The sequence below is a fragment of the Streptomyces sp. NPDC001744 genome, from assembly GCF_042892575.1.
Lineage (GTDB): Bacteria > Actinomycetota > Actinomycetes > Streptomycetales > Streptomycetaceae > Streptomyces.
In genome coordinates this window covers 1-5,052 of sequence record NZ_JBIAUG010000049.1, presented here as the reverse complement: position 1 = coordinate 5,052, position 5,052 = coordinate 1, and the positions used below count along the sequence as shown (strand labels likewise).

The 5,052-nt window shown below is 70.8% G+C and carries 6 protein-coding genes and 2 pseudogenes; 3 read left to right on the top strand and 5 right to left on the bottom strand.

What is annotated here, in order from left to right; all coding sequences use genetic code 11:
- Positions 1–111: 111 nt before the first annotated feature.
- The 3 genes and pseudogenes from ACFYZY_RS29940 to ACFYZY_RS29930 all read right to left on the bottom strand — a co-directional run.
- A pseudogene (locus ACFYZY_RS29940) lies at positions 112–585 on the bottom strand (IS5 family transposase); the annotation flags it as partial.
- Complete coding sequence (locus ACFYZY_RS29935; protein WP_388700394.1) at positions 566–760, bottom strand: hypothetical protein; 195 nt, start codon at positions 758–760, stop codon at positions 566–568. The gene ACFYZY_RS29935 and the pseudogene ACFYZY_RS29940, both read right to left, overlap by 20 nt.
- Before the next feature lie 255 nt (positions 761–1,015).
- Positions 1,016–1,675 (bottom strand): rhomboid family intramembrane serine protease, encoded by a 660-nt coding sequence (locus tag ACFYZY_RS29930; protein WP_388700391.1) that lies wholly within the window; start codon positions 1,673–1,675, stop codon positions 1,016–1,018.
- Positions 1,676–1,869: 194 nt separating this feature from the next.
- On the opposite strand from ACFYZY_RS29930, the gene ACFYZY_RS29925 reads away from it, so the two are divergent.
- Positions 1,870–2,238 carry a hypothetical protein gene (locus ACFYZY_RS29925; protein WP_388700389.1) on the top strand — a complete coding sequence of 123 codons (369 nt, stop codon included), beginning with the start codon at positions 1,870–1,872 and terminating at the stop codon, positions 2,236–2,238.
- A gap of 44 nt (positions 2,239–2,282) precedes the next feature.
- On the opposite strand, the gene ACFYZY_RS29920 is transcribed toward ACFYZY_RS29925, so the two are convergent.
- Both ACFYZY_RS29920 and ACFYZY_RS29915 read right to left on the bottom strand, forming a co-directional pair.
- Complete coding sequence (locus ACFYZY_RS29920; RefSeq protein WP_388700387.1) at positions 2,283–3,449, bottom strand: serine hydrolase domain-containing protein; 1,167 nt, start codon at positions 3,447–3,449, stop codon at positions 2,283–2,285.
- Positions 3,446–4,033 carry an NADPH-dependent FMN reductase gene (locus tag ACFYZY_RS29915; RefSeq protein ID WP_388700384.1) on the bottom strand — a complete coding sequence of 196 codons (588 nt, stop codon included), beginning with the start codon at positions 4,031–4,033 and terminating at the stop codon, positions 3,446–3,448. Before ACFYZY_RS29915 ends, ACFYZY_RS29920 begins: the two co-directional genes overlap by 4 nt.
- Before the next feature lie 102 nt (positions 4,034–4,135).
- Here ACFYZY_RS29915 and ACFYZY_RS29910 point away from each other — a divergent pair, with 102 nt between their 5' ends.
- Together ACFYZY_RS29910 and ACFYZY_RS29905 are read left to right on the top strand one after the other, a co-directional pair.
- On the top strand, positions 4,136–4,756 hold the full coding sequence (locus ACFYZY_RS29910; RefSeq protein ID WP_388700381.1) for a TetR/AcrR family transcriptional regulator: 621 nt from the start codon (positions 4,136–4,138) through the stop codon (positions 4,754–4,756).
- A gap of 211 nt (positions 4,757–4,967) precedes the next feature.
- Positions 4,968–5,052, top strand: a pseudogene (locus ACFYZY_RS29905) (IS5/IS1182 family transposase); the annotation flags it as partial.

Sequence of the window (5,052 nt, the reverse complement as noted above, 5' to 3'; positions counted from 1 at the left end):
CTGAGCCCACTCGGCATCGGAGAGATCACCACGCCCCACACCAAGCGGAACGATTCACCCCTCGGCGAGTCACTCGACCCGTCGGACACGCCCTAGGCAGTTTCGTTTGGATCACCGCGCTGACCGGAGGAAGATGCCCGCGATGTGGAGTCCGGCCAGGTAGGTGGTCGCGGTCTTCTCGTAGCGGGTGGCGATGCCCCGCCACTGCTTCAAGCGGTTGATGCAGCGTTCGACGGTGTTGCGCTGCTTGTACGCCTCGCGGTCGAAGGCGGGTGGCCTGCCGCCCCGGCTGCCGCGCCGCAGCCGGTGACCGCGTTGATCGGCCGGAATGGGGATGACCGTCCGGATACCGCGCTTGCGCAAGTGTTCGCGGATCGCGCGGGAGGAGTATGCCTTGTCCGCCAGGACCGCGTCCGGCCCGGTGCGGGGCCGTCCTCGCCGTCGAGGGACGCGAAGGCGGGCCATGACGAGAGCGAAGGCGGGTGCGTCACCGGCCTGTCCGGCGGTGAGCACGAAGACCAGCGGTCGGCAGTCGGCAGCGGGGCTGGTGGGAACAGCGCCGCTGTCAGGCGGTCGGCCCAGTGCGGAGTCGCCGCGCGTCCCGCACGAGCGTGCACGAAGCGCCGAGGAAGATCACGGCTCCACCGACGAGCCAGAGGACCGAGGCCCCAGAGCGGTACTCACGAACGGCAACAACCAGCAGCATCACGCTGCCAAGAACACCGAAGGCCGAGATCAGAGCGCTGATGCGGTGAGTCACATGGACATCATCAACGATGGCCTCGCCAGCGGAAGCGGTCCGGACGAACCAGCCTGGCCGTTCCGCGGTGAATCTCGCCGGCCGCTGGGTCCGTACGCTCGCTGTTGTGCCTTGAATACCGGCGCGAGAGCACAGCCGACTTGTCAGACGCGTGTTCTCGTCGCCACTCGAAGGGGCGGTGCCAGTGGCCAGTTGTCATTCCCCACAGGCGGCCAATCCCTGGGGAACCATCCGGCCGCCGGCCGTCACGCCGAGTCAGACCGCCAGGGACGAGCGGGCAGGAATTGCCAGTCCGACTCCCAGCGCGCCGCCGACAAGAAGGCCCACGCCGTGGTTGTTGGTGAGGAGGCAAAGGACAAGACCTGCGGCGGGGATGAGGAGCGCCACCCGCCGCAGGGCAACGACGCCGCCGCGCGCCGCGTACCAGGTGGCGAGCGCGCCCACGAGGCCGCAGATCGCCACGGAGTCCCCGCCTCCTTGGAGGCTCCAGCCGGCCATGCTCACCGCCTGCGCCGTCACGCCGCTTGTCATAAAGACCAGCAACGTCCGCCAGGAGCCGAACTGCCGCTCGGCGAGCGGAGCGACAACCACGAGCGCGGCCAGGTTGAACAGGAGTTGGAACCAGCCCGATGACTGCACCAGCAAGGCGGTCACGGCTCGCCACCACGCACCATGAGGATGCCGCTCGAGCGCATCGATCATGGAGGGGGCGGCCGTCTGGGCCACGCCGAGCACCACCATGGCGGCCACCAGCCCCGCGGCGGCTCTCGGGACGGGCTGCCGCCACGCCCGCAGCAAGGCCAGGGGAGGATGCGTCTCCTCGCAGCCCTTCGTGGCGAGCGTCGCCAGGAGTTGGCTGCCCGACACGATCACGACCACCGCGCACCCATAGAGCAACACACTGTGCATGTCCATGATCGAATCCTGTCAGATGGTGCAGCCGCACCGGCAGATACTGCCATGCGAGTGACGACGCACTGCCCCTGCCCGGACGGCGTCAACGACACGGAGAGTGACACGCCAACTGGCCGTACGTGGGGAATTCGCGCCGGCCGCTCTCAGGCGGCGAGCCTGGCTGGGTGCGGTCGGTGACATAAGACGGCTCCCTGATGGCGCCGATGCTGCTCTACAGCTTCGGCCGGGGCATCGTCTTCACCTCGGTGTTCGCCGCCGCGGCCGCCACCGTGCCGACGCAGCAGCAGGGCGTCGCCTCCGGCACGGCCTCCACCGGCCAGCGGGTCGGCAGCGCGGTCGGCCTCGCGGTACTGGTCGCCATCGCCAACTCCGGCGTGCACGACCAGACCGGCGAGGCGCCGCGGTCGGCGACGACGGACGGCATCCGCACGGCGGTGTTCGTCGCGGCGGCGATGGCGGTGCTGCTGGTGGTCGCCGGGCGCTTCGAGCGGACGCCGGGCGGGGAGACGGCGGCACGGTCGGCGGATACGGCGGCGAAGGAAGCCGTCGGCGCGCGCAGTTGATGCCGGAGGCGGGCCGCCTCAATTCGGGCGGCCCGCCCCCGCACTCAGCGCCGCAGCGCCGCGACGCTGCTCGCCACGGCCGCGACCAGCTGCCGGTTCTCGGCGGCGCCCCCGCCCCCGCCGTACGCGAACCGCCGCCGCGTGTAGCTGTACGCGATCCCGCTGTCCGGGTCGGCGAGGGCCTGTGCACCGACCGCCCCGCTGTGGCCGAAGGCCCGGGTGCCCAGGCCCGGATAGCGCTTGTGCTGGGCCTCGAATCCGAGCAGGAAGTGCCCCTCCTCTCCGGTGACCAGGTCCACCCCCGGCGTATGCGGGGTGGTGAACTCCGCGAGCGTGCCGGCGGTGAGCAGCGGCGGGCGCCCGTCCACCGGCGAGATCGCGGCGGCGTAGAGCTTGGCGAGGCCGCGCGCGGTGCCGACGCTGCCGGATGACGCCGGCCCCTGTGCCCGTACGGACCGGATGCCGGCGAAGTCCGCCAGGTCGGTGGGCGGGTCGGCGTGCAGGTTGAAGGCGATGCCGGTGAGCGAGTCCGGCGCCGGGGCCTGCGCGTCCGCCTGCGCCTGCTGCTCGGGCGGCAGCGGCTGTACGGGCAGATGGCGCGACTCCTCGGCCTCCGGCAGCCCGAGGTAGAAGTCCAGCCCGTACGGCTCCCGCAACCGCTCGTCGTACAACCGCTGCAGGCTCTTGCCCGTGACCCGCCGCGCCACCTCACCGATGAGCGCGCCGATGGTGAAGGCGTGGTAGCCGTACCCCTCCCCCGGTGTCCAGTACGGGCGCGCCCCCGCGAGGCATTCGGCGAGCCGCTGGTCGTCGGCGAGCTCCGCGGTGCTGAAGCCCTCCGGGACGCCGATCAGGCCGGCCCGGTGCGAGAGGAGCTCGCGGACGGTGAGCCCGCCCTTGCCCTCGGCGGCGAACTCGGGCCAGTAGCGCGCGACCTGCCGGTCCAGCTCCAGCGCGCCGTCCTGCACCAGCAGCGCGGCCAGCAGATGGGCGGCGCCTTTGCCGGACGAGTACAGCGCGAGCAGCGAGTCCCCGGTCACCCCGGGCCCCGTCCAGAGATCGACGACGTCCCGCCCGTGCAGCCGCACGGACAGTTGCGCGCTCAGCCCGGGCTCACCGGCCGCGACGACGCCGAAGGCGTCCCGTACCGCGCTGAACTCCTCGGCCGCGGTGCCGTGCACCACTGTCGTGCCTGTTGTCGTGATGGTCATCGTCGGGCCCCCGCCGGCTGCCGGTCCGCGGCCTTGGCCACCAGGGTGCCGAGCAGGTCGGACAGCAGCTCGCGGGTGACGGGGTCGGCCAGCCGGCCGGACCCGTCGAAGCGTTCGTGCGAGCGGAAGACCATGACCTCGGGCTTGACGACCAGATCCGAGTCGGTCCACACGAACACCTGCCGCAGCGCCAGCTGGGCCCGTACGGAGCCGAAGGCCGACGGGGACGCGCCGACGATGGCGACCGGCTTGCGGTGCAGCGGCAGGCCCTCGGTGCCGGTCCAGTCGGTGCTGACCCAGTCGATGGCGTTCTTCAGCACGCCGGGTATCGAGTAGTTGAACTCGGGGGTTGCGATCAGCAGGGCGTCCGCGGCGGTGATCCGCTCGCGCAGCTCGCGGACGGCGGCGGGGCGCGCGTCCGGGGTGTCCAGGTCCATGTCGTACGGGGGGATGGCGCGCAGCCCGCCGTAGATGTCGACGGCGACACCCTCGGGAGCAAGCTCGGCGGCGGCGTGCAGCAGCGCCGTGTTGTGGGAGCCGGTGCGCAGACTTCCGGAGAGGGCAAGGACGTTGAGGTGATTCACGGCAGGCTGCTCCGTCGGGTCGGTGTCACTCGAACAGAACTGGACTGTACGGCACAGTCCAGTTGTACTCAAGAGTCCACTTCGGCTGCTAGGCTGACTCCGGTGAACGAACGCACCCACCCCTCCGGCGACCGCGCCGCCCGCAAACGCGCGGCGATCATCGGCGCCGCGCGCGCACAATTCCTCGAGCACGGCTTCGGTGCCGGCGTCGATCAGATCGCCGCTCGGGCGGGCGTGTCGAAGATGACGGTGTACAACCACTTCGGCAGCAAAGAGGAGCTCTTCGCCGACGTGATCGGCGACGCGCTGGAGCAGGCGCTGGGCACCACCGCCGAGGAGATGAGCCGGCAACTGGAGGCGGACGACGACATCCGCGAGGTCCTGATCGCCACCGCCCGCGGCTGGGTGCAGGGCATCGCCCAGGACGACGTCCTGCGGCTGCGCACCCTGATCGCCGCGGAGACCCGCCGCTTCCCCAGCCTGGGACGCGCCTGGCGCGAACAGGGCCCGGAGCGCTTCGCGGAGCCCCTCGGCACCGCGCTGCACGCCACGCCGGATCTGGAGATCCCCGACCTGGAGGTCGCGATCATCCAGTTCTACGCCCTCGTGCTGTACCCGCACGTCGTCCACAGCACATACGGCGACCGCCTGTCACCGGACCTGACGGAGCGGCTGATCGAGCGGGGCGTGGACATGTTCCTGGCGTACTACCGGACGAGCTAGGTGTATTGACTCGCAGCGTTGTTGACTCGGCTGATGGGCGGGTGTCCGGTGCGTGCGATCGCAAGGCGGAGGGTCGCCCCGATACTGGATGTATCGGGGCGACCCCGACAACGCCGCGAGCGTGCGTGCCGGGCGCCGCCGGGCAGACGGGACTTTCGAAACACGTCCTAAAGCGTGTTGCAGAAGGCTTTGAGGCGGGCTTTTTCCTTGTATGCGTGGGGTGTTGAGGGCTGAGCCGTTGTGGGTGGAGACGTTCACGGGTCTGCGGATGCGGCAGTTCGAGCGGCTGCTGAGGG

Coding starts and splice junctions, on each gene's coding strand:
- ACFYZY_RS29930 (WP_388700391.1), bottom strand. CDS start 1,675: ATGGACATGCACAGTGTGTTGCTCTATGGGTGCGCGGTGGTCGTGATC.
- ACFYZY_RS29925 (WP_388700389.1), top strand. CDS start 1,870: ATGGCGCCGATGCTGCTCTACAGCTTCGGCCGGGGCATCGTCTTCACC.
- ACFYZY_RS29920 (WP_388700387.1), bottom strand. CDS start 3,449: ATGACCATCACGACAACAGGCACGACAGTGGTGCACGGCACCGCGGCC.